At 67.4% G+C, this 22,539-nt stretch carries 21 protein-coding genes and 1 tRNA gene; 16 read left to right on the forward strand and 6 right to left on the reverse strand.

Annotation, left to right across the window (positions count from 1 at the left end; all coding sequences use genetic code 11):
- Positions 1-46: 46 nt before the first annotated feature.
- Genes IT361_11665 through IT361_11685 form a run of 5 tightly spaced genes read left to right on the forward strand, consistent with a single transcriptional unit; the run spans position 47 to position 5,463 of the window.
- Positions 47-805 carry an RNA methyltransferase gene (locus tag IT361_11665; GenBank protein ID MCC6318336.1) on the forward strand — a complete coding sequence of 253 codons (759 nt, stop codon included), beginning with the start codon at positions 47-49 and terminating at the stop codon, positions 803-805.
- Entirely contained in the window at positions 802-1,665 is an 864-nt protein-coding gene (locus IT361_11670) for a prepilin peptidase (GenBank protein MCC6318337.1), read from the forward strand. Before IT361_11665 ends, IT361_11670 begins: the two co-directional genes overlap by 4 nt.
- The gene (locus IT361_11675; protein ID MCC6318338.1) at positions 1,665-2,849 is read left to right on the forward strand and encodes an ATP-dependent Clp protease ATP-binding subunit; all 1,185 of its coding nucleotides are present in this window, start codon (positions 1,665-1,667) and stop codon (positions 2,847-2,849) included. Before IT361_11670 ends, IT361_11675 begins: the two co-directional genes overlap by 1 nt.
- Complete coding sequence (locus IT361_11680; GenBank protein MCC6318339.1) at positions 2,846-4,087, forward strand: hypothetical protein; 1,242 nt, start codon at positions 2,846-2,848, stop codon at positions 4,085-4,087. Before IT361_11675 ends, IT361_11680 begins: the two co-directional genes overlap by 4 nt.
- Before the next feature lie 5 nt (positions 4,088-4,092).
- Positions 4,093-5,463 (forward strand): DUF445 family protein, encoded by a 1,371-nt coding sequence (locus IT361_11685; GenBank protein MCC6318340.1) that lies wholly within the window; start codon positions 4,093-4,095, stop codon positions 5,461-5,463.
- A 159-nt stretch (positions 5,464-5,622) separates the two neighbouring features.
- Here IT361_11685 and lon read toward each other — a convergent pair whose 3' ends face one another.
- Entirely contained in the window at positions 5,623-8,082 is a 2,460-nt protein-coding gene (gene lon / locus IT361_11690; GenBank protein MCC6318341.1) for an endopeptidase La, read from the reverse strand.
- A 154-nt stretch (positions 8,083-8,236) separates the two neighbouring features.
- Positions 8,237-10,009, reverse strand: a complete 1,773-nt coding sequence (locus tag IT361_11695; GenBank protein MCC6318342.1) for a sulfatase — start codon at positions 10,007-10,009, stop codon at positions 8,237-8,239.
- Between the two features lie 265 nt (positions 10,010-10,274).
- Here IT361_11695 and ffh point away from each other — a divergent pair, with 265 nt between their 5' ends.
- The 11 genes from ffh (at position 10,275) to IT361_11750 (ending at position 17,340) form a co-directional block, all read left to right on the forward strand.
- Complete coding sequence (ffh, locus tag IT361_11700; protein ID MCC6318343.1) at positions 10,275-11,597, forward strand: signal recognition particle protein; 1,323 nt, start codon at positions 10,275-10,277, stop codon at positions 11,595-11,597.
- A 114-nt stretch (positions 11,598-11,711) separates the two neighbouring features.
- Positions 11,712-12,035 (forward strand): 30S ribosomal protein S16, encoded by a 324-nt coding sequence (gene rpsP / locus IT361_11705; protein ID MCC6318344.1) that lies wholly within the window; start codon positions 11,712-11,714, stop codon positions 12,033-12,035.
- Between the two features lie 8 nt (positions 12,036-12,043).
- Complete coding sequence (gene rimM, locus IT361_11710) at positions 12,044-12,589, forward strand: 16S rRNA processing protein RimM (protein MCC6318345.1); 546 nt, start codon at positions 12,044-12,046, stop codon at positions 12,587-12,589.
- 25 nt (positions 12,590-12,614) lie between these two features.
- A complete protein-coding gene (gene trmD, locus IT361_11715) occupies positions 12,615-13,292 on the forward strand; it encodes a tRNA (guanosine(37)-N1)-methyltransferase TrmD (protein MCC6318346.1) in 678 nt (225 codons plus the stop codon).
- A 63-nt stretch (positions 13,293-13,355) separates the two neighbouring features.
- Positions 13,356-13,859 carry a hypothetical protein gene (locus tag IT361_11720; GenBank protein ID MCC6318347.1) on the forward strand — a complete coding sequence of 168 codons (504 nt, stop codon included), beginning with the start codon at positions 13,356-13,358 and terminating at the stop codon, positions 13,857-13,859.
- 226 nt (positions 13,860-14,085) lie between these two features.
- Positions 14,086-14,466: a 50S ribosomal protein L19 gene (gene rplS / locus IT361_11725; GenBank protein MCC6318348.1), complete on the forward strand. Its 381-nt coding sequence runs from the start codon at positions 14,086-14,088 to the stop codon at positions 14,464-14,466.
- A gap of 77 nt (positions 14,467-14,543) precedes the next feature.
- Positions 14,544-15,101, forward strand: a complete 558-nt coding sequence (locus IT361_11730) for a ribonuclease HII (GenBank protein ID MCC6318349.1) — start codon at positions 14,544-14,546, stop codon at positions 15,099-15,101.
- 224 nt (positions 15,102-15,325) lie between these two features.
- Positions 15,326-15,988: an OmpA family protein gene (locus tag IT361_11735; protein MCC6318350.1), complete on the forward strand. Its 663-nt coding sequence runs from the start codon at positions 15,326-15,328 to the stop codon at positions 15,986-15,988.
- A gap of 186 nt (positions 15,989-16,174) precedes the next feature.
- Positions 16,175-16,247, forward strand: a tRNA-Lys gene (locus IT361_11740).
- A gap of 143 nt (positions 16,248-16,390) precedes the next feature.
- Entirely contained in the window at positions 16,391-17,095 is a 705-nt protein-coding gene (locus tag IT361_11745) for a DUF4394 domain-containing protein (protein ID MCC6318351.1), read from the forward strand.
- Positions 17,056-17,340, forward strand: coding sequence for a DUF4394 domain-containing protein (locus IT361_11750; GenBank protein ID MCC6318352.1), 285 nt, complete (start codon positions 17,056-17,058; stop codon positions 17,338-17,340). Before IT361_11745 ends, IT361_11750 begins: the two co-directional genes overlap by 40 nt.
- A 30-nt stretch (positions 17,341-17,370) precedes the next feature.
- On the opposite strand, the gene IT361_11755 is transcribed toward IT361_11750, so the two are convergent.
- From IT361_11755 to IT361_11770, 4 genes are all read right to left on the reverse strand, one after another.
- Positions 17,371-17,817, reverse strand: a complete 447-nt coding sequence (locus tag IT361_11755) for a hypothetical protein (protein MCC6318353.1) — start codon at positions 17,815-17,817, stop codon at positions 17,371-17,373.
- Between the two features lie 477 nt (positions 17,818-18,294).
- Positions 18,295-19,083 (reverse strand): hypothetical protein, encoded by a 789-nt coding sequence (locus tag IT361_11760; GenBank protein ID MCC6318354.1) that lies wholly within the window; start codon positions 19,081-19,083, stop codon positions 18,295-18,297.
- A gap of 308 nt (positions 19,084-19,391) precedes the next feature.
- Positions 19,392-20,465: a cytochrome-c peroxidase gene (locus tag IT361_11765; GenBank protein MCC6318355.1), complete on the reverse strand. Its 1,074-nt coding sequence runs from the start codon at positions 20,463-20,465 to the stop codon at positions 19,392-19,394.
- A gap of 348 nt (positions 20,466-20,813) precedes the next feature.
- Positions 20,814-22,493, reverse strand: coding sequence for a right-handed parallel beta-helix repeat-containing protein (locus IT361_11770; GenBank protein ID MCC6318356.1), 1,680 nt, complete (start codon positions 22,491-22,493; stop codon positions 20,814-20,816).
- Positions 22,494-22,539 lie beyond the last annotated feature (46 nt).

The raw sequence follows: 22,539 nt of genomic DNA on the forward strand, positions 1-22,539 counted from the left end.
CCGGACGTAGATTCCACAGGATGATACCCCCACTGGCCAGGATTCGATGCGCATTCTGACGCGCGCGCGTGATCTGTCGCGCCGAAAGGCAAGGGACCGTGACGGACTCTTCGTGGCCGAGGGTGTGCGCGCGGTCGAGGAGCTGCTCGCCTCCCCATTGACGATCGACGGCGTGCTCTGCGCGCCACAGCTCATGGATGCCCCACGCGGAGCGCGATTGCGCGCCGACCTGGAGGTGCGGGGCCTGACGGTGAGCGACGTGACGGAACGGGAGTTCGCGAGCGCGGCAGCCACCGAGTCACCTCAGGGCATTCTCGCGATCGCACGCGTTCCAGGGCGCTCGCTGGCCGACCTCGTCGATCGCACCCCGCTCCGCCTGCTCGTGATCGACGCCGTTCAGGACCCCGGCAACGTGGGGACACTGGTTCGCACCGCGCACGGGCTGGGTCTCGATGGTTCGGTCGCCCTGCCCGGCACGGTTGACCTGTGGAACGCCAAGGTCGTCAGGAGCGCAATGGGATCCCTCTTTCGACACCATGCCCTCTCGGCGAGCCTGGAGGAGCTTTCGGCGTTCCTGACGCGCGCGTCGTGTCCCCTGTGGTGCGCCGACGTGGCTGGTGCGCCGCTGGAGGACACCCCGGCGCCTCCCCGCCTCGCGATCGCCGTCGGCAATGAGGGCGCGGGACTGACCCCGGCGGTGCGTGCGATGGCCTCGCGGTTCGTGGCCTTGCCGATGCGCGGTGATGCGGAGTCCCTGAACGTTGCCGTGGCGGCCGGTATTCTGCTCTGGGTGCTCCAACCGTGAGTCCGGCCTTTCTCATCGCGTGGGCGTTCGTGCTCGGCGCCTGCATCGGATCGTTTCTCAACGTGTGTATCGCGCGCTGGCCTGCCGAGCTGTCCGTCGTGAAGCCGCGCTCGCGCTGTCCGCAATGCAAGCGGGAGATCGCGTGGTACGACAATTTGCCGATCCTGAGCTGGATCCTCCTGCGCGCGAAGTGCCGTGGCTGCGGGTTGGGCATCTCGGTCCAGTATCCGCTGGTCGAGCTCATCGTGGGCATCGTCTGGGCGGCGAGCGTGTACCAGTTTGGTCTGGGGCTGACCGGGGTGAGAGTGGCGGTGTTCGTGACGATCCTCCTCGGCATCGCGATCACGGACGCGAAGCACTATTTGATCCCTGACGGCTTCACAGTGAGCGGATTGGTGTTCGTGCTCGTCACCGCGCTCGTCGCGGGGTTCCGGCTCGAGCCTTCGCCTTTCGCCGGCCCGTGGGCGGCCATTGTGGGAGCGTGCGCAGGTGCCGGCGCCGTCTCGATCATTGGCTGGCTGGGTGAGGTAGCGCTCAAGAAGGAGGCCATGGGCTTTGGCGACGTCACCTTGATGGCGGTCGTGGGCGGCGCGGTTGGGCCGGGTCGAGCGCTGCTGGTGCTGTTCCTGGGCGCCGCGTTAGGCGCGGCGGCATTCGCCCTGGTCGTCTATCCCGTTGTGCGCCTTCGTAGGGCGCCGGCCGGGACGGCCCCCGCCGATGTCGAGGGGACAGACGCCGCCGCGGGGCAGAGCCTCCCGCACGTGCCGTTCGGGGTCTTTCTCGCGCCTGCGGCGGTGGTCGCGCTCCTGTGGGGCGATGAGTTGATTTCCTGGTACCTCAACCGCATGGTGACCGGGTGATGAGTGAAGTGGATCTGGGGCGACCGGTCACCGGGGCCCTGGCGCGATTCACGCGGGACCTGACACGCGAGGCGACCGCCGGACGGCTCGAACCGGTGCGGTGCCGCGACGAGGAGATCGCGCGCCTCATGGACATCCTCCTGCGCCACGGCAAGAACAACGCGGCGCTGGTGGGGCCTGCCGGTGTGGGGAAGACCGCCATCGCCGAAGGACTCGCCCAACGCCTGCTCGCCAACGGCGTCCCACTGATGTTGCGATCCGCGCGGATCCTCGCGCTCGATCACGTGGCGCTCCTGGCCGGGACCGCGTATCGGGGACAATACGAAGAACGCATCCGGGCGCTCGTCGCGGAGGCGTCGGCCGATCCGGACGTCGTGCTGTTCATCGATGAGCTGCATAACCTCATTGGCCAGGGAAGCGGACTCGGTGTGGCCATGGACGCCGCCAACATGCTCAAGCCGGCCCTCGTGCGCGGCGACTTCCGTGTCATTGGCGCCACCACCACGGAGGAGTACGAACGGTGGATCCAGGGCGACCCCGCCCTCGAACGTCGCTTCCAGCGCCTGATCGTGCGCGAGCTGACGTCGGAGGAAACCATCGACGTGCTCGAGGCGCGCCGTGAGCGACTGGAGAGGCACCACCACGTGATCATCAGCACCGAGGCGCTCCGCGCGAGCGTGACACTCACCGACGAACACGTGAAGGATCGGCGCCGGCCCGATCGCGCCATCGATGCGCTCGATGAGGCCTGCGCGCATGTGCAGGCGACGACGAGCTACTCGGTGGAGGCCGAAGCGCTCATACAGGCCGCCCGCCGCGCCCGCCGTCTTCGGGTGCATGAAGTGCGCCCGGCGGAGAATCCTGCACCCTCCGTGGAACCGATCGCCGCGCCGGAAGGCGAAGAAGACTCGCTCGGCCGTTTCGCCCGCGACGGCTTTGCCGCGCTGCAGCAGTTTGGAGCAGAGCTCGAGGCGATCATCGCCGGCGGGCCCGATGATCCGCCGCCCGCTCGAACGAGCGTGGCCGTCTCTCCGGTCGTGCAGGTGGCGCCGACACCACTGGTGGTGCCCGCGTCGCCGTTGCTGACCGACATCCTTCAGCGCGACGGCGTGTACGTGCGCGCGACCGACGTGGCCCGCGTGGTCGCCGTCGCGACGGGCCAGACCGTGAGGTGGACCGAGTGACGCGCCTGACCACGGTGTTGATCCTTGCCGCGCTCAGCGCGTGCAGCCGCGAGCGCCGGGAGACTCCGGTCGCCGATCGCGTGTCGGCGGCCGTGCCTCGCCTGGAGAAAAGCATCGGCGTCCCGTTCAAGACGCCGCCAAAGTTCGAGATGCGCTCGAAGGAGGAAGTCCGGAAGTTTCTCGAGTCGCAGTTCGCCACCGAGGTGCCTGATGAGGATCTCCGAGGCAGCGAACGCGCCTACAAGCGCTTTGGACTCATTCCCGACACGCTGGACCTCAAGCGGTTCATGCTGACGCTGCTCACCGAGCAGGTGGCCGGGTTCTACGATCCGGCGACCAAGGTCCTCTATATCGTGCAGGGCGCCTCCGACGACATGGTGTCGGTGACCGTGTCGCACGAGCTGGTCCACGCGCTGCAGGATCAGTACTTCGACCTCGATTCGCTCCGAAAGATCAAGCGCCACAACGACCGACAGGTCGCCGCCCAGGCCGTGATCGAGGGGCAGGCGACCCTCGAGCAACTGGCCAGCATGTTGGGCAGCGGTACCGCGGTCGCGAACATCCCCGGCGGCTGGGACCGCGTGCGCGAGGTGATCCGTGGCAGCCAGGGGGCCATGCCCGTGTTCGCGGGCGCGCCGATGCTCATTCAGGAGACGCTGCTCTTTCCCTACCTGAGTGGCGCGGAGTTCATGCGGAACTTCAAGGAGAAGAACGGTGGCGCGTTGCCGTTCGGCAACATGCCGCAGTCGACCGAACAGGTGATGCACGAGGATCGGTTCTTCCTGAACCGGGACGTGCCCACCACGGTAACGCTGCCTCCGGTTTCAGGCGGCGAGGCCTACGAAAACGACCTCGGCGAGTTCGAGACGCGCCTCTTCCTCTTCCAGCACCTCAAGGACCGCGACGCGGCCTACCGAGGGGCAGCGGGCTGGGACGGCGACCGCTTCGTGTCATTCACCACCGGCCGCGGCGACGGACTCGCCTGGCTCACCGTGTGGGACACGGCCGTCGACGCGGCCGAGTTCGTCGATCTGATCGACACCGCTCTGCTCAAGCGCTTTGACGACCTGAGGCCGGGAGTGTCGTCGGGAACGCGACGTACCTGGACCACACGTGGGCGCACCATCGCCCTGACGGCGGTCGAGGTTGGCGGCCGGCCCTGCGTGCTGTTTGTCGACGTTCCCGCCGGATCGAGCACCGACGTGATCGACCTCGCGAAGGTGAAGCTCGAGGAGTAGGCCGCGTGGACTCCGGCCTCACCCCACGCGTGCAGGCGGAGCCAGCGCCGCTCGCCCCCGCCACACCTGCCGGGGCGTCCCGCGGCCTTCGTCCTGCGCCCGACCCGCGAGCGCTGTCAGAACCGCAGCCGCTGCGACCCGACGACGAAGCGCTCCGACAGGCGCGCCTGACGAGCATGAAGCGCTGGGCCACCGGGCTCCTCGTCGGTGCCACGGTCGTGTTCCTCGTTACGCTGTGGCTCGAACCGCGCTTTCCCTGGCTCGACATCGTACGGGCGACCGCCGAAGCCGCGATGATCGGCGGGCTTGCGGACTGGTTCGCGGTGACCGCGCTCTTCAAGCACCCGTTGGGGTTGCGCATCCCGCACACGGCCATCATCCCGGCGCGAAAGGACCGCGTGGGCGTCACGCTGGGCACGTTCGTCGAGCGCAACTTCCTCAACCGCGATGTCATCGTCGCCAAGCTGCACTCGCTGAACGCGGCCGAGCGGGTCGCGCGCTGGATGATCGAGCCGGACAACGGCCGCCGGATCGCCAGGCAGATCGCCCGCTCGCTCTCCGCGGCGGCCAACGTGTTGCGCGACGAAGACGTCGAAGACGTCATCACCCGGACCGTCGTGGGGCGCGTGCAGGCCACCCAGGCGGCGCCGCTCATCGGCCGGTTTCTGTCGGTACTCACCGCCGACAACCGGCACCAGGCGCTGCTGGACGACGCCATCCGGCTGACCGCGAAGTTCCTCTCCGAGAACCAGGACCTGATCCGCGAACGGGTGGAAAACGAGAGCCCGTGGTGGGTCCCCGGGGTCTTTGACGATCGTATCGCGAAGAAGATCGTCACCGGCCTGGAACGCACGATGCAGGCGGTCCATGAGGACCCCAACCATCCGTTGCGACTCCGATTCGACGCGGCGCTGGACGAGTTCATCGTCAAGCTGCAGGCCTCGCCCGCGGTCATCCTCAAGGCCGAGCAGATCAAGTCGGACGTGCTGGACGCGCAGGCGGTTCGTGGATTCAGCGCGTCCATCTGGGCTGACGTGAAGGCGGCGATCGCCCGCTACGCCGACGACCCGGAGGGCTTCAAGCCGGAGGCGATCCAGAAAGGACTCACCGCGTTCGGCGAGGCCGTGCTCCGCGACCCTGCGCTCATGGAGAAGCTCGACGCCTGGCTCATCGAGGGCGTCGTGGCCGTGGTCGAACGCTACCAGAGCGAAGTCGGTGAGTTGATCGCAAGCACCGTGAAGCGCTGGGATCCCGTCGCCACCTCAAAGCGCATCGAGCTTGCCATCGGCCGCGACCTCCAGTTCATCCGCATCAACGGGACGATCGTGGGTGGGCTCGCGGGGATGGCGCTCTACCTGCTGCAGAAGTTGCTCTGAGCGCCGCGGCCCGTACCGTGCCGGGGCGCCGGGTACGCGCCCGACCTCGCTCAGCAGTGCGCGCGAGCTGGTGGGGCCGCCGGCGTCACGTCAGGGCACCGGCCTCGCGCCCAACCGCGCTCAGTGGCGCGCGCGAATTCATGGGCCACCGGCGTCGCGTCAGGGCGCTGGGGTGTGCGTGTCGGCGCGACCCCCCGATCGCGGCTCACGCGCCTCGGTGGTGGCCTCCGGCGCCACATCCACGATCTCCGGCGTCACCCGGGGCAGCAGGGCGTGGCGAAGCACCTCGTCCATGGCGCTCACGAACGTGAACGCCATGTTCTTGCGCACCTCCTCCGGCACGTCGCGCAGGTCCTTCTGGTTGCCCGCCGGCAGGATCACCTCGCGCAGGCCGGCACGATACGCCGCGAGCGTCTTTTCCTTCACGCCGCCGATCTCGAGCACACGGCCACGCAGGGTCACTTCGCCCGTCATCGCCACGTCGCGCCGCACCGGTCGGCGACTCAGCACCGACGCCAGCGCGAGCGTGACGGCGACACCGGCACTCGGCCCATCCTTGGGCACTGCGCCAGCAGGAAAGTGGATGTGGAAGTCCGTTTCCTTGAACTCGCGATCGCCCACGTTGAGCGCGTCGGCGCGGGACCGCACGAACGAGAGCGCCGCATCCACGGACTCGCGCATCACGTCGCCGAGTTGCCCGGTGACCGTGAGCTTGCCGCTGCCGGGCATGCGCAGCGCCTCGATCGTCATGATGTCACCACCCAGTGACGTCCAGGCGAGCCCGGTGACTGTGCCGATCTCCGGTTCCTTTTCCGCCTCCTCCATCGCGTGCTTCGGCACGCCGAGGTGGTGTTCGACAAGGGCGTTGTCCACGACCCACGCGCCCTCCTCGCCATCGGCCTTGCGACGCGCCCGCTTGCGCATGATGGCGGCGAGGTTGCGTTCGAAATTGCGCAGCCCCGCCTCACGCGAATACCTGCTGGATACAAAGCCCAGCACCTCGTCGGTGAACTGGATGTCCTTGTCGGTGATGCCGTGTTCTTCCAGCAGGCGCGGGATCAGGTAGCGCCACGCGATCTCGACCTTCTCTTCGACTGTGTACCCGGCGATGCGAATGACCTCCATGCGATCGCGCAGCGGTGCCGGGATGTCGAACAGGTTGTTCGCCGTGCAGATGAACAGGACCGACGAGAGGTCGAACGGGAGGTTGAGGTAGTGATCGACGAAGTCGTGGTTCTGCGACGGGTCGAGCACTTCGAGCATCGCGGCGGTCGGGTCGCCGGAAGCGCCGCCGCCGGACATCTTGTCGATCTCGTCGATCATCAGGACCGGATCGCGCAGTCCAACGCGCCGCAGGGCCTGGATGAGGAGCCCGGGCATCGCGCCCACGTAGGTGCGCCGATGGCCGCGGATTTCCGCCTCGTCACGCACGCCACCCACCGCGATGCGATAGAAGGACCGGCCGATGGACGTCGCGATGGCCTCGCCTAACGACGTTTTTCCTGTCCCCGGCGGGCCGACGAAACAGAGGATCGGGCCGTGCGGGTCGCCGCCACGCAGCTTGCGCACCGCCAGGAACTCGATGATGCGCTCCTTCGCCTCGTTGAGTCCGTAGTGCTTGCCCTCGAGCGCCAGCTCCACCCGGGCCAGCTCGATCTGCTCGTCGCCCGAGCGCTTGTGCCACGGCAGCGACAGGATCCAGTCGAGATAGTTGCGGATCACCTGGTATTCGCTCGACGCCGGTGAGAGCATGCGCAGCCGCTCCGTTTCGCGTCGCGCCTCCTGCCCCACGCGCTCCGGGAGCCTGGCCTCGTCGACCTTCTTGAGCAGCTCGATCGCTTCCTTCTCGCCGGGGTCGGTTTCGCCCAGCTCGGCCTGGATCGCCCGCAGCTGCTGGCGCAGGTAGAACTCGCGCTGGTGCTGCTCGATCTTGACCTCGGTCTGCTTCTTCACGTCCTCCATCACGCGGGCGCGCGCTACCTCGCGCTCGAGGCGCGACAGGATGAAGCGCAGCCGCTGCCCGATGTCGAGGCGCTGGAGGACCTCGTCCTTGTCCGAGATCCGGAAGTTCATGTTCGTGGCCGCCAGGTCGGCGAACCGCCCGGGGTCGGACACGTTCATCTTCAGGATCTGTGGCACTTCGTCCGGGATGCGCTCCACGAGATCGGCGAGCGTCTCGGCGGCCGACACGATGCGCGCGACGAGGTCGTCCAGGTCGTTCGGATCGGCGGGGAGATCCCGCGCCGGTCGAACCCCGGCGATCACGTAGGGCGCCTCCTGTTCGATCGACTCGATCGAGATGCGACGCAAGCCCTGCAGCGTGATCTGCACGGTGTCGCCCGGGAGATTGATGCGCTCGTGCACGCGGGCCGCCACGCCGACGCGCCCCACGAACCGCTGGTTCTCGACCGGATCTTCGGCGTCTCCGCCCGTGACGACGAGGGCGACGATGAGCCCCGGGTCTTCGTTTGCCCGGAGCAGCGCGAGGTTCTCGGGGGCTCCCATCTGGACGGCGATGGTGCCGAGCGGGTAGACGATCGTCGAGCGAAGCGCCATGAGCGGAAGCTGAGGCGGCAGCTCCTGGCCGAGGATCTCCTCACGGCGCTGGGGACGTGGCATGGATTCCGGCGTTTGGGGTCGTCAGGCCCGGGGGTCGCCGGCGCCCGTGAGTTGCTGGAAGGTACTCGCAGAGTCGACGCGGCGCACGCTCGCGCGCCCGGTGAGTGCGGTCGACACCCGGCCCCCGCGGGCCTAACGAACGTGACGGGCGCCGTCAGCGTCCGCCGTACCGGTACTGAAGGAGGGAATCGACCACGTGACGCGCGGCTGCGAGCACGGTCGCGTGCCCGGGGTCCGCGGCGAGGTTGTGCTGCTCGGCACCGTCGGTCGCGAGGTTGAAAAGCAGCTCTTCGCGCGGGTGCCGGATGTAGTGCATGGAGTCCACCACAAGCGAATACAGGGGCCCGGTCGAGTTCGGAAACCGCGCTTCCACGTTCGATCCCTGCTGGGCATACGAAAACACCGGACTCGTCGCGGCGTCGCTGGCGCCGCGCGCCAACGGCAGCAGCGACGTCCCCGGGATGGTGTGCCCCGATGGCTCCACGCCCGCGAGGTCGAGCAGCGTTGCCCCGAGATCCCGCAACGAGACCGGCGTGGCGACGTGCGCGCCTGACGGCAGCCGCGCGCCGTACGAGACCACGAACGGCACCCAGAGCAGGTCGCGGTACACCATGTTCGAATGGCCGACGAAATCATGTTCGCCAAGCAGCTCGCCGTGATCGCCCACGATCGCCACGATCGTGCGATCGAGATCGCCGCGGGCGCGGAGCGAGTCGAGGATCACGCCCACCTCCGAATCGACGTACGACACCGCGGCGTCGTACCGGTCCACGGCGGGCCGACCGCCGCTGTCGAATCGCGCGGCCACCTCCGGCGGCGCGTACCGCGGGCGGTGGGCGTCGTACAGGTTGATGAACGCGAAGAAGGGGCGTCCGTCGATACCGGACTCCCAGTCGAGAAACTCCTCCGACACCATGTGCCCGCGCTTCAGGTGGAACGAGAGATTGGCCGGGGCGCGCAGGGGCAGGTAGCGCAGCGTGACCCACACGTCGCGCAGCGTGCGCGCGTCCAGCAGCTCCCGGATCTTTGTCGTTTGCCAGGGAAGCCCGCTGTAGCGTACCTGCGTTGGGGTGCGTCGATAGTCCGACCAGCGCTCGAATCCCCGGTTGATGCGCGAGTCCCAGGCCGTGTACACCTCGTTCGCGGTAAAGCCGCCCGTGCGATAGCCGCGTAGTCTGAACGCCTCGGCCAGCGTCTCCGGCGCGCTCTCGAGCGCACGTCGATAGCCCGCGCGCAGCTCGGTCGGATATCGGCCCGTGAACATCGACGCGTGCGACGGCAACGTCCACGGCGCCGCGGCATACGCCCGGTCGAACTGCACGCCAGTGCGCGCGAACGCCTCGAGGACCGGCGAGGTCGGTCGCGCGTAGCCGTATGCGCTCAGGTTGGCGGCCCGCACCACATCGAGGACGATCAGGAGCACGTTAGGCGCCCCGTCGCGTGCCGCGCCCAGGGCGTCAACGGCGCGTCGCTCACGCAAGCCGCGCAGCGCCGCGGCGCCGGTCCCGACGAGCGCAAACGCCACGACGAGCGCGGTGGAAACGCGACGCAAGCGTGGTGGCCACGACGCGCCTTCGGGACGCAGCCAGCGCGAGAGCTGCACCCCGATTCCCAGCGAGACCACCGTCGCCGCCCATGTGGCGATCTGCTCGAACGGCGCGAGCAGCACGGCCCCGGTTACCGTGACAAAGCCCACCAGCGACATCGTCGCCCACGGGAGCCGCGGCACGAGCAGCGCGCCAACCGCGCCGAACACGGCAAGACCGAGCGAAAACGCGAGCCACGCGATCGGCGCCATCCACACCACGTCGCGACTGCTGAAGATCAGCCGCGCGAGGATCAACGCATTGACCATCTGCACGGCGACCTGCACGGCCGCGCCGATCAATCCCGCGGCGAGGCCCGTCATCAGGACCACAAGGGCCACGTGGATACGGGATCGGTGGGCGGGAACCGGATTCGTCATGGCGCGGCAACGGAGTGGGTGGTGGGGAACGGATCATCGTACCGCTGGCCGCGATCCGGGATCTCGACGTTCCCGGGCGCGGCGCCGGCTCTCTCGACATCCCGCGCCTCGCCCCCCGTGCTGCACGATGCGGTCCATCGGAGCTTCCTGCCCGGGGGCTGGCACGGCGCCATTGCGCTAACCCGTTTTCTTGCTGGGAGTTGAGGAGTCCACTAGGCTAGTGACCATGTTCGATGAACTTTCAGACAAGATCGCCGGGGTCTTCTCCCGGCTGCGGGGCCGCGGCGTCCTCACCGACGCCGACATCAAGGACGGCCTTCGCGAGATTCGCCGCGTCCTGCTCGAAGCCGATGTCTCGTTCCAGCTGACGCGCGAGTTCATGGAGCGCGTGGAGCGCAAGGCGGTCGGCGTCACGCAGATCAAGTCCGTGTCGCCAGCGCAGCAACTGGTGAAGATCGTGCACGACGAACTCACCGCCATGTTGGGTGAGCAACGCGAAGGCCTCAAGCTCAGCTCCGTTCCGCCAACGGTAGTCATGATGGTCGGGCTCCAGGGCTCGGGCAAGACGACGACCTCCGGTAAGCTGGCACGCAAACTCAAGGCCGAAGGGCGGGCCACGCGACTGGTCGCGGCGGACGTGTATCGTCCGGCGGCCATCGATCAGCTCGAGACGCTGGGGACGCAGCTGGAGGTGCCGGTCTACGCCGACCGGAGCACGAAGGACGTGGTGAAGATCGCGCGCGCCGGCATCGACGAAGCGCGCCGCAACCGCGACCGGGTCGTGATCCTCGACACCGCCGGGCGGCTGCAGATCGACGAGGACATGATGCACGAACTCGTGCGGGTGAAGGACGCTGTACACCCCGACGAGATCCTGCTCGTGGCCGACGGCATGACCGGGCAGGATGCGGTGAAGATCGCCGACGGCTTCAACAAGGCGTTAGGCATCACCGGCGTCATCCTCACCAAGATGGACGGCGACGCCCGGGGTGGCGCGGCGCTCTCCATCTACGGCGTCACGAAGAAGCCGATCAAGTACATCGGCGTCGGCGAGAAGGCGGACGCGCTCGAGGACTTCCATCCCGACCGCATGGCCGGGCGCATTCTGCAGATGGGTGACGTGCTGTCGCTCGTCGAGAAGGCGCAGGAAGCGATGGACGTCGCCGAAGCGAAGAAGCTCGAGAAGAAGGTGAAGAAGGAAGGGCTCGACCTCGAGGACTTCCTGACCGCCATGAAGCAGATGTCCAAGCTCGGCCCGCTCGAGGGCGTCCTGAAGATGCTCCCCGGCGTGAATGCGAAGATGCTCAAGCAGGCGAACCTCGACCCGAAGCGCATGCGCCACGTCGAGGCCATCGTGCTCTCGATGACGCGCGAGGAGCGGAAGAACCCGCAGCTGATCAACGGCTCGAGGCGCTCCCGGATCGCCAAGGGGTGCGGCCGGCCCATCAGCGAGGTGAACCGCCTGCTGGAGCAGTTCCGGGACATGCAAAAAATGATGAAGAAGGCCGCCGCCGGGGGCCGAATGGGGCTGCCGTTTGGGCGGGGGTAGGCGCTAGCTTTCTCGGCTCCCCAATCGGGGCCCCGATCGACCGGGTGCGGCTCGGACCTTCCGAGAGGCGCGAAGAGCCCGGAGCCTGACCTGTTCTCCCGACCACACACTGCCATGGCCGTCCGTATCCGCCTGCGCCGCGAGGGCCGCAAGAAGTCGCCCGCGTATCGCATCGTCGTCACCGAGTCCACGATGCCGCGCGATGGGCGCTTCATCGAGATCATCGGGACCTACCAGCCGCAACTCAAGGGCAACAGCGTCACGCTCAAGGGCGATCGGGCCAACCACTGGCTCGACGTCGGCGCGCAGCCGAGCGACACGGTGCGCTCCATCCTCCGACGCGCCGGGGTGCTCAAGGCCCGCCACGAGGCCCGCCTCGCGAAGAAGCTCCAGGCCGCGGCCGTGCCGCTGGCCGAGAACAAGCCCGAAGAGGCGTAACCGTCGGCGTGAGCACGCCGGCGCCTGACGAGACGCCGCTCATCATCGTGGGCCGGCTGCGACGAGCGCACGGCATCCGCGGTGAACTGCTGGTGGAACCGATGACCGAAACGCCGGACGCGATCTTCGCGCCCGGCGCTCGTGTTTTCGCCGGAACCGCCACAGGTGACCCGGGCCCGTCGCCCCGCACGCTCACCGTCGAAGATGCGCGGGAGTTCAGGGATCTCCTGCTCGTGACGTTCGAGGAGATCGTCGATCGCACCGAAGCCGAGAAGTGGCGCGATCGCTACCTCCTGGTCCCGGAAGCGGACGTCGAGGCCCCCGCGGATGACGAGATCTTCGTCCACCAGCTCGCCGGCCTCGAGCTGTTTGCCGGCGATGGAACGCACATCGGAACGGTCCTCGGGAGCTATGATGTTGCCGGTCGTTTGCTCCTCGAGGTGCGCCGCGCGCAGGGCACCGTGCTCCTGCCCTACGAAGCGCCGTTCATCTCCGCGGTGGACGTCCCCGGACGGCGCCTGGTCATGACGCTCCCCGACGGCATGCTCGACTGACGCCCGCCCCGTTTCCCGCCCGCCGGTGCAAATCACCATCGTCACGATCTTTCCCGAGTTCTTCCACACGCCGCTGTCGCTCAGCATCCCGGCGCAGGCGGCGGCCGCGGGCAGTGTGTCGTTCCGGGTGGTCAACCTCCGCGACTACACGCACGACCGGCACCGCACGGTCGACGACTATCCGTACGGGGGTGGCGCGGGCATGGTCATGAAGCCCGAGCCCTTCTTCGAGGCTGTCGAGGCACTCGGCTGCGTGGCGCCCGTCGTGCTCCTTTCACCGCGTGGACGCACCTTCACCCAGGCCGACGCGCAGCGCTTCGCCGACGGCGCGGAACTCACGCTCCTCTGCGGCCACTACAAGGACGTCGACCAGCGCGTGGCCGATCACCTGGCCACCGAGGAACTCTCGCTCGGAGATTTCGTACTCAGTGGTGGCGAGCCGGCTGCGCTGGCGATCGTGGATGCCGTGGTGCGCCTGCTCCCGGGCGCCATGTCCGATCACGAGAGTGCGCGCACCGACTCGTTCTACCTGCCCCAGCAGGGACTGAGCGCCCCCAGCTACACTCGGCCCCCCGAGTATCGCGGGCACGCGGTCCCGGAGGTACTGCTCTCGGGGCACCACGAACGGATCGCGCAATGGCGAGCGCAGGAAGGCGCGCGGCTCACCAGGGAACGGGCGGACGGGGTGGGGCGCCGGGACTAGTCTCGGCGAGCTCTGGCGTGCACGTTCTGGCGCGATCGCACGAATTCTGCTGTCCCATCCCACATGGCGTGTTCGACTCCCCTCGTTCTGGCCCTCGTGGTCAGCGGTGCCGGCCTGTCGGGCTGCACCGCGGCCTCGTATGCGCCGAGCGGTGAGCTCAGGACCGTCTCGGTACGAAGCGGCAACGCGGCGCCGACCGCTTTTCACGCCGAGGTGACGGCGGGGGGCCAGGCCGGGCAGGGAGCGAGCCGGCTGCGTGCCAAGGTCACGCTCGAGCTCAAGGGCGACGCGCTGGAATACCGGATGCACCTGCAGAACCCGAACGGGGAGCTGGTGACCGAGGCAGCCGTGGTCCTCGCGTCCGACGCGGGCGCGCCGGTGATCGCGCTCTTCTCGGACGGGAGATTCCGGAATGAGATTCTGGAGCTGCGGGGGACGGCCACGGTCCGGGCCTCGGAGCGCGCGGCCGTGATCGCGGAGGAGTTATCGGCCACGCCGGCCCGGTTTGCCGTGGTGCTGCGTGGGGGTGGGCAAGCCTGGACCGGGGCGGTCAAGCTCGGGAGATAGAGCCGGTCCGGCCCAGGCGCGACATCCGGGCGTCTCAGTGGGCTGGTCTTGTGGTCCGGCGCTGCCCGCTGGTCTCGCGCACGCCGGCGCGGGCGGCCTCCGAGGTAGGAGGCCGACCCACTACCGGCCTCTGAGCTGCCCTACCACCAACCACCACAAGGGTTTACTTTGCAGGTCTCCCTGAAACGACCTGATTCCGGGCCGACCACCACACGCCCTGCGCCATATGCATCCGTTCATCGAAACCCAGAAGGAGTGGATGAAGTCGAACGTCCCTCCGTTTCGCCCCGGCGACACCGTTCGCGTCAACGTGCGCGTGAAGGAAGGTGACAAGGAGCGTCTGCAGGCGTTCGAGGGCGTGTGCATCGCGCGCCGTGGCGGCGGCATCGGCGAGACGTTCACGGTGCGGAAGATTTCGAATGGTGTCGGGGTCGAGCGCATCTTCCCGGTGCACTCGCCGATGCTGGCGGAGATCAGCGTGGTGCGTCGCGGCCGCGTGCGTCGGGCCAAGCTCTATTACCTGCGCAATCTCGTTGGCAAGGCGACACGCATCCGCGAGAAGAAGACGCGCGTCGCGGTGCCGGCCACCGGGACGTCCGAGGGCTAGGCGGGCGCAGTGTGAGCTCCCGCTGGACCGGAATCGAGAAGCAGCTCCGAGCGCAGTTCGGACCGCAGCTCGCCGGAATGGATGAAGTTGGACGGGGCCCCCTCGCGGGCCCCGTCGTCGCGTGTGCCGTCATCATGCCCGCGGATGTGCGGGCGATCCGGGGGGTCGACGACTCCAAGCAGCTCGCGCCGGCCGTGCGCGAGACCCTGGCGCGCCGGATCCGCGAACGCGCCGTGCGCATCGGCCTGGGCGCAGCGTCCCCGCGCGAGATCGATCGCATCAACATCTATCACGCCACCACGCTGGCCATGCGTCGGGCGCTGGCCGCGTTAGGCGTCGCCCCCGACCACCTCGTGGTCGACGGCCGGCAGATCCGGACCCTTGGCACCACGCACACGGCGGTCGTTGGCGGCGACGGGAAGTGCTATTCCGTGGCCTGTGCGTCGATTCTCGCCAAGGTCGCGCGGGATCGCCTCATGACGCGCCTGGCCGCACGGTATCCCGTGTACGGGTGGGACCACAACGCCGGATATGCCACGGCTCATCATCTCGCGGCCATCGACGCGCACGGGGTGACGCCGCACCACCGGGCGAGCTTCTGCACGAAGCAGTTGTCGTTCGATTTCTCCGGTTAGGCGCGTTGGAACGCTCCAACGCGCGTCATGCGTCAATATTGCCGTGTGAGTTCCCGCACAGTGACGGTTCGGTTCGATTAGGTGATGGTTATCGTGTGATAGCGGTCACACGCGGAATTCCTTGCCGTGCATATACTTCGCGCGTGCCTGGACCGCCTGCCCGCTCTTCCTCCCAGACCGGTGGCGGCACATCCAACCTGACTTGCCTACCTGAGGGGTACGCCATGATGACCATTCGCAATGTCTCGGCAGCAGCGCTGGCCGCCGTCGTTCTGAGTGCCTGCGCCACGAAGGGCTTCGTTCGCAAGGAGCTCGCGACCGGGATCACCACCGAGCGCACGGAGCGCGTGAGCGCCGACAGCACGATCACGAACGAAATGCGCACGGAGTTCACCGGGGTGAAGGGCGAGATCGCGACGCTCAAGACCGACGTGGCCTCGCTTCGTCGCGACCTGACCGCGCTGCGCACCGAGTTCGGCGCGAAGATCACGGCGATGGAAAACGGCATGAAGTTCGCCTTCCCGGTGAACTTCGCGTACGACGATGCGTCGGTGCGTGATAGCGATCGTCCGTCGCTCGATCGCTTCGTGCAGGTGGTCAACAAGTACTACGGCGGCGCGCTGGTGACGGTGGAAGGCTTCGCCGATCCGGCCGGCTCGTCCTCGTACAACCTCGCGCTGTCGCAGCGTCGCGCCGAGAGCGTTTCGTCGTACCTGACGCAGGCCGGCATCACGGGCGTGTCGCTCCGTGCGATCGGCCTTGGTGAGACCCGCCAGGTGATCGAAGGCGCCGAGCGTGACCAGCCGGGCGCCGAGGCGAACCGCCGCGTGGTCTTCGTCGTCGAGACGAAGGGTGCCGCGACGAACGCCGTCAGCTCGATGCAGTAAGCTGCACAGAACAGTTTGACTGGAACGGCCCCCGCGGATTCGCGGGGGCCGTTCTTGCGTTTTCCCCGGCGTGCCGCACGGCTCCCCCGGTCCGGTCGACTCGGCGAGACCAGCGTGGGGGCTGTGCCGGACGCTGCCGAGACCGGGTGGGATCGAATAGGTTCCGCGATGGTCCTGGCAGTGCCAGACCCGGTAGCTCAGTTGGTAGAGCAACGGACTTTTAATCCGTAGGTCCTGGGTTCGAGCCCCAGCCGGGTCATACCGCCTGTCCCACGGCTCAGCACGTGCGAACGGCGCGTTCGCTGGCCCTTCACGCGGCGGCAGTCCGCCTGACGAGTGCCGGCGTAGGCGAAGCACGGAGCGGAATCCCGCCCGTCGCCACACCACATCCGAGGAACCACCATGCCGCAGCCACGCGAGTGGCGGATCGCGCGCGTTGCGCGCGCACTCGCCTGGAGCACTGTCCTCGCCTTCACCGCCGCCTGCACCGGCGATGACGGCGCCGTTGGGCCGCCCGGCCCGCCGGGTACCACCGGCGCCCAGGGTCCGGCCGGGCCACCAGGTCCGCAGGGCCCCACCGGCCCGACCGGACCGACGGGATCGTCTGCGGGCCGGACGATCTACGCCGTCGACGCCACTAACGCGCTCCTCAGCTTCGGCGCGCTTCGCCCCGACCTCGTGCGCCGCACTGCGATCACGGGACTGCAAGCCGGTGAGTCGGTGCTCGGCATCGACTTCCGACCCGTTGATGGCAAGCTCTACGCGCTGGGATCCACGAGCCGCGTGTACGCCATCGACACCGCGACCGCGGTGGCCACCGCGGTCGGGCCGGCGGCCTTCACTCCGGCGATCGCCGGCACGAACGTCGGCTTCGACTTCAACCCGGTCCCCGATCGGATCCGCATTCATACCGATCAGACGCAGGACATTCGGCTGAATCCAGTCACCGGTGCGCTCGCCGCGACGGACGTCCCGCTCGCCTATCGCACTGGCGATGCCGGCTTCGGCATCACGCCCACGGTGGCGGGGACCGCCTACACGAACAGTGTGGCCGGCGCGACACCACCGTGCTCTTTGCGATCGATGCGGCCCGTGACGTCCTGGTGACGCTCGCAAACCCCAACGATGGGCAGCTGTCCACGGTTGGCCCGCTCGGTGTCAACACGAACCTGGACATCGGCTTCGACATCGCCGGTGTCAGCGGCGACGCGTTCGTCACGCTCACCACGGGCGCGGGAGCCGGTGGCACGGGCTCCACGCTCTACGTGATCAACCCGTCGACCGGTGCGCTCTTCGTGATCGGCAACGTTGGCTCTGCTGCTCCGGTGCGCGGGATCGCCATCGCACCTTGAGGCAGCCCGCCCCAGCGCCGGCGATCACCGTCAGGCGCGGGGCGCAGCCGGCGCGGCGGGGACGCACATCACGAATGCATGATATCGGCGCTCGCCCTGGCGAGGTTCCACCACCGTGGCGGCGCGCGCTTCGGCTTCCGTGTTCAGGACCGCACCCTCGTAGACGTTGAAGAGGCAATCCACGGCGGCATGTCGGAAGCGCAGGCTCGCCTCGTTTGGGGCATCGATCGGGTCCGGGGTGCGCGTCCAGCCAGCGGCCCGAAGTCGCTGGTAGAAGTCCTCGGCGGCTCTTCGAATGCCGACCGCGGTTGCCCCGGCGGCCGTCACGCGACAGCCCGGTGTGCGCTGTCTGGTGCGCCAGTCGTCGATGGTATCGCGCTCGACCACGGCCACCATGCCGGAGCGCTCGACGAAACGCCGGGCCTCGGCGCAGAGCGGCTGGGGCTGGAGCGCGAAGACAAGCAGGAGCCGGACCATGGATCGAATGTCGCGCGGTCACGCCGCCTTCACGCCGTCGTACCCCTCAAGCGAGCAGCGGACGTAACGCCCTCACGTCCGCGATTCGCACGAGCCGTGGGCGCGACTCAAGGAAAGCGCGGAAAGGGTGACCTTGGCATCGGGCGGGCGTGCAGCGCCTTGGCGGCCGGCGACTGCCCTTGACGTGCCCCAGAAGGGCCGCGCGACCCCGCGGCGGGCGCGCGGCCGCTCTGGCTCGCGGCCCCTAGAAGTTGCCGTACCCAATGTGTGCGGCACCGCATGAGTCGTAGCCCAGCCCCGCATGCGCAGTCCCCTGATGGGTTGCTGGCCACTGAATTCCTTCCCAGTCGTCATGTCGCCAGCTCCCGGTCGGTATCTGCCAATCTTCGCAACAGAAGCAGCCATCCACACCGGTTGCGGCCACGTTGCCAATCAGTAAAAGAGCCGCGAGCAGAATCCTCCGCATGATCCACCTCCCTAGCGTTTGAATGTCGCACGATACACTTCCACGCCCGACGTCTCGGCGCTGTCCGCGGGCAACGCGAACAGATACCCTCCAGATAGTGGTGAACCCACAAAGCCCTCAAACCTCTTGCTAGCCAACACGCGGTGATTCGCGAGGTCGATCACTTGGATGAGCGTGGCTACTCGCGGTCGACGCTCCAGGGCAGCGAATTCCGCAGGCGTTGCCTCCCGTCGCGATTGACGCACGGGTCTCCATGAGGCGCTCGGCACCGTCGAGACGGTCCATAAGTGATTCTCCGGCCCTTCCCACAGGCCCCACAGTCGCGGCGCTACTGGCTGGTCGAAGACTCCATCAGAGGGAAGGTCATCCGGGTTCTCCGCAGGTATCCACTCCGCGGTCTCGAGAAGGGATCTACGCTTCGCCAGCGCCGCATCGTAGACATCGATGCGGAAGATGTAGGGATGCGCGATGAGCACCTCGCCATTCGGCCGCACTGCCAGCAGCCGGTGCTGGAGCCACGACTTGCGCCACTGCGGGCCCGCGTCATCGAATCGTTTTATGGACGCTCCGTGCTTGTCGATCTGTTGCACTACAAGCGAAGCACCGCCTCCCGGCAACGACCTCTCGTTTAGCAACAGGTTACCGTTCGGAAGGCGAATGGCGGCCATGCCCTGACCACCCCGAACCCGGATTGGCGTGCTTCCAAGGAAATTCCCATCCTTCGAGAAGCGGGAGCTTCTCCCCAGCGCAGCATCGATGATCTGCACTTCACCACCCGGACCAGGGACGATGTTGCGCACAACTTCGTACTCTCCTGGCCCCCCGCCTTTCCTCCCCAGCTGCCGAAGAAACATTCCGGAGGAGTCGAACAGTCGAACTACACGCTCGCGAGGGTCAAGGACGTAGAATCGACCGAACACGTCGCGTGCCAGCCACGTGCTGGGTGCGGACGACAGGTCCGTGTCCGTTCGAAGCGTTACCACCCTCTCGAGTACGATCGTGCATGATCCACACGAAGGCTCGGCCGACATTCGTATCACAGGCTGTGCCGAGAGCGTAATGCCTCCAATCGAAGAAGCGACGACGGCATATCTGAAGCTAAGAGGAGTCATCTGAATCGTCGCGGAAAGAAGTGGAGACCTAGCGCGTGCGGATGCGCGATATGCGTTCCGATTGCTGAATCACGAGCTGGGGTAGGCCAAAGGCTCTGCCAATCGTTCGTCAGGGTCATGAGGAAGGCTTCAAGATCCTCCATCTCGCTAACTGACAGGTCGATGGGGCGAACGACCGGATCGAGGTTGGGATTGGCCACCCCGCCGTTTGAGTAGAACTTGATCACGGCGGCAAGAGTCGGGAGGCTCCCATCGTGCATGTAGGGTGCAGTCACTCCAATGTTCCAGAGCGAAGGTGTCCGGAATGCTCCCCAGTCTCGCCTGTTCCCGGTGACCTCGTAGCGCCCCGCATCAAGCATGATGGAGTCAGCGTAACCCACTCCGATGTTGTGAAACCTGCCATCGTGAAACGCAATGATTCCAGATCCCATTGGATCGGGAAGTGGCAAGTGGCAACCCGAGCAGCCAGTCCGATTGCTTCGAAAGAGTCGCCAACCGCGATGCTCGGAATCGGAGAGCAGTGGTTCTGCCCCGAGGTAGAAGCGTTCGAAGCGCGAGCCCGTCGTCACCAAGGTGCTTTCGAATGTTGTGAGCGCGTCAAGGAGGTCTTTCGCCTGAGGCATTCTCCCATAGGCGGCGCGAAAATGGCGTCTGTAGTCTGTGCGTGCTCGCAAACGCGCAGCAGCTTCTGGCGCAGTGATCCCCATGTCCCCTGCCTCGGAGAACACGAACGACAGCTGGTGCGCGAGGGACGTCGCGCGGCCATCCCAGTCGAACGTCGTGCGAAACACCGTAGCGTTCACAAGGGATGGCGCATTTCGCCGGCGTGCATCGACCCCTATTCCAGCACTAACTGCGCGCGGCTCAGCGAATGCATGGCGCGGGTCATGGCATGTCGCGCAGCTCAGGGTCGAATCTCGAGAAAGCAGAGGTTCGGCGAACAGCGCTCGACCCAAGGCAACGCGCGCCGCGTGAAATCCTTCGTGTGCCTTGCGCGGAACGGGACCTTGGACCGCCGGCCCGAAGAAGGCCGGCGTCGCGAGCAACAGTGCGACAGCGATAGCAGGCATGTTCACCCTCACGCCATGACGCGGCCGACTCACTATTGGCCCGTCTCTCGCGATTGTCAAGCAGGGCCATCCTTTTCCGCCTTCCCACGGTTTCTTGCGGGCGGCGCCAGGCGCGAGGTCGTGCCACAGTGGCTACAGCGACCTGGGCATCACGGGAGTCGAACGCCGCCTCGGGCGCGGGCGAGGGTTGCGATGACTCCGAGGTCGTGAGAGCTGCGGCGAACTGCAGCGGTCCTGTTGTTTGGGCAGGCGATGTGTTGAAGAGGCTGGCTCCCGGTGCGACACTGTTCGCTGCACGCCGACAAGGTGCCGATAATGAACGTGTCCCGGCGCACAATGCCTCGGCCCTCAGCGTGCGATCACGACCGCGGACACGCCGGCATCGATCCGCGCGCGCGCGATGCCAGCCGAACCTAACGCGTCGGCCAGGGTGGCGTGCCACGTGGTGCCAGGAGGATAGGTGACCGTCGCCCGCCCGACGAAAGCGTTCCCCGTCCACTGTGACGCGCCGAGTGCGCCGGCCTGCCACGCGACCAATCCCTCGCCCACGCCACTCGCGCCCACACCATATTGCCCGCGCGGGAACACGTTCCGGTCGAACACGAGATTCCCGACGGCCTTGAGGCGGCCGCCGGAGATGTCGAACAGCACGGCCTCCCGGATCCTCGCCCCTTCCTCGAAGGTGTTCCCCCGAACGACGACGTCATCGTTCTCCGAGAGAAAGATCATCGGCCGCGCATCCCCTTCGAAGGGCGCGACGTTGAGCGGGCCGATCCAGTTCTCGAGGATGGCAAACCGGCGGTTGCTGGAATCGGTCACCGTGACGCCATTCTGGTCGGCCCGACCGGCGATCGAAAAGCCCGCGCCGGTCTGGCGTACGAGGTTGCGCCGGATCGTCCAGTCCGACGTGCCGCACGCCGGACATCCGAGGTTCTGCGATGTGGACTTCAGCACGAACGCATAACCCGTCTGGCCGTCCGTCCACGATCCCTCGATCACGTTCTGCTCCACGAGCACACGCGCCGAGGACTTCGTCTCGATCAGGTTCTTCACGTTCCAGTTGGCGCCCTTCCACGCGAGCGGCTTCGCGATGTGGTTACGTCTGATGGTCACGTCGCTCGGTACGAGCCCTGGCACCCTGGGGTCGGCACCACCAAACATCACGTTCTCGCTCGCCGCTTCGAGCGTGTTGTTCTCGATGAGGATGGGTCCGGACGCATTCCAGCTGATCCAGCACTGGCTGTCGAATCCGGATGCGTGAATCTCCTCACACCAGGAATCGCGGAGCGTCTGCGCGCCGCCATTGCCGGCCACGGCTCGTCGCACGTGTTGACGCGGCCATCCGTGCAGGTACACCTGCTGGAGCACGATGTCGGTCGGCAGGTCCGAGGCGAGTCGCTCCTGTGCGGTGCCGATCTGGACGAGCGCGACCGGACCCTCGACCATGGTCGAGTCGGTCGTGACCTCGACGCCGAGGAGCATGGTGCGCGTCGCGCGTGCGGCGAATGTGAGCGGCGTGGTGCGGTTGGCGCTGACGATGCGGGCGAGTCCAGGCGCGGTGGAGGGCCGCATGCGGCCCGGGGGGATCGTGCTCGCCGAGCGGATGACGACCCAACCCGGGTCGACGCGTGGCGGAACGGTGAACGTCCCCTGGTACGTGCCCGCCAGGCAGAGCACATCTCCGCCGCGTGCGGCGTTGAGTGCGCCCTGCAACTCTCCGGTACCTACACGGACCGTGCAGGCGCGATCATCCAGGTCGTCGGGCACGAGCGGCATCGACCGCGGCAGGTGGACGCCGCTGGCGCTCGGCATCGTGTCGGTCGGGGCGGTCGTCGTGTCGGTCTTCGCCGTGTCCGGCACGTTGATCGGCACGATCGGGAGACCGACGAGGCGTGTGAGCACGACGCCGCCAGGCGCGATCGGATCCACCGCACAGCCCGCGAGGGCCGTGAGCGTGAGCAGGATCGCGAGTGGTGCCCGGGCGACTGGCAGGAAGGGCGGGGCGCGGGTAGGCGAAGTTGGCGTCACGAATCTAGCCCTTTCGGGGGACACGCAAGTACTCCCATGACGCGCG

The organism is Gemmatimonadaceae bacterium, from assembly GCA_020846935.1.
In the GTDB taxonomy this organism is placed as follows: domain Bacteria; phylum Gemmatimonadota; class Gemmatimonadetes; order Gemmatimonadales; family Gemmatimonadaceae; genus RBC101.

What these genes read in the sequence shown, in the direction of transcription:
- IT361_11665 (MCC6318336.1), top strand. Translation starts at nt 47, where the DNA reads ATGCGCATTCTGACGCGCGCGCGTGATCTGTCGCGCCGAAAGGCAAGG.
- rplS (MCC6318348.1), top strand. Translation starts at nt 14,086, where the DNA reads ATGCATCCGTTCATCGAAACCCAGAAGGAGTGGATGAAGTCGAACGTC.
- lon (MCC6318341.1), bottom strand. Translation starts at nt 8,082, where the DNA reads ATGCCACGTCCCCAGCGCCGTGAGGAGATCCTCGGCCAGGAGCTGCCG.
- IT361_11745 (MCC6318351.1), top strand. Translation starts at nt 16,391, where the DNA reads ATGCCGCAGCCACGCGAGTGGCGGATCGCGCGCGTTGCGCGCGCACTC.
- IT361_11730 (MCC6318349.1), top strand. Translation starts at nt 14,544, where the DNA reads ATGGATGAAGTTGGACGGGGCCCCCTCGCGGGCCCCGTCGTCGCGTGT.
- ffh (MCC6318343.1), top strand. Translation starts at nt 10,275, where the DNA reads ATGTTCGATGAACTTTCAGACAAGATCGCCGGGGTCTTCTCCCGGCTG.
- IT361_11720 (MCC6318347.1), top strand. Translation starts at nt 13,356, where the DNA reads ATGGCGTGTTCGACTCCCCTCGTTCTGGCCCTCGTGGTCAGCGGTGCC.
- IT361_11755 (MCC6318353.1), bottom strand. Translation starts at nt 17,817, where the DNA reads ATGGTCCGGCTCCTGCTTGTCTTCGCGCTCCAGCCCCAGCCGCTCTGC.
- IT361_11735 (MCC6318350.1), top strand. Translation starts at nt 15,326, where the DNA reads ATGATGACCATTCGCAATGTCTCGGCAGCAGCGCTGGCCGCCGTCGTT.
- IT361_11675 (MCC6318338.1), top strand. Translation starts at nt 1,665, where the DNA reads ATGAGTGAAGTGGATCTGGGGCGACCGGTCACCGGGGCCCTGGCGCGA.
- rpsP (MCC6318344.1), top strand. Translation starts at nt 11,712, where the DNA reads ATGGCCGTCCGTATCCGCCTGCGCCGCGAGGGCCGCAAGAAGTCGCCC.
- IT361_11765 (MCC6318355.1), bottom strand. Translation starts at nt 20,465, where the DNA reads ATGCCTGCTATCGCTGTCGCACTGTTGCTCGCGACGCCGGCCTTCTTC.